This window comes from Bradyrhizobium manausense, from assembly GCF_001440035.1.
Lineage (GTDB): Bacteria > Pseudomonadota > Alphaproteobacteria > Rhizobiales > Xanthobacteraceae > Bradyrhizobium > Bradyrhizobium manausense.
Genome location: NZ_LJYG01000123.1, coordinates 1 through 211, shown reverse-complemented (window position 1 = coordinate 211; position 211 = coordinate 1). Strand labels below are relative to the sequence as shown.

The following is a 211-nucleotide window of genomic DNA, read 5'->3' as shown; positions in this document are numbered from 1 at the left end:
AATTCTATCTTCTTGATTTTTTATCTCAGAGAGATCTAAAAATAGATCTCTATTTTCTTCAGAGAGCCACATAAACTCATCTAATATGCTTTTAAAATTATCTATTTTTTTTTGCATATTAGTGTCTAAAGATTGAGATATAAAGAAAAGTTTGTATTTGATTTTTTCAGAAGATTCAACAAACTCACTAATACTTGTACTGGTGATCATA

At 25.6% G+C, this 211-nt stretch carries 1 protein-coding gene; it reads right to left on the bottom strand.

The window, feature by feature from the left end; genetic code table 11:
* The coding region (locus AOQ71_RS46775; protein WP_205668313.1) for a hypothetical protein at positions 1-211 on the bottom strand (211 nt) is incomplete at both ends.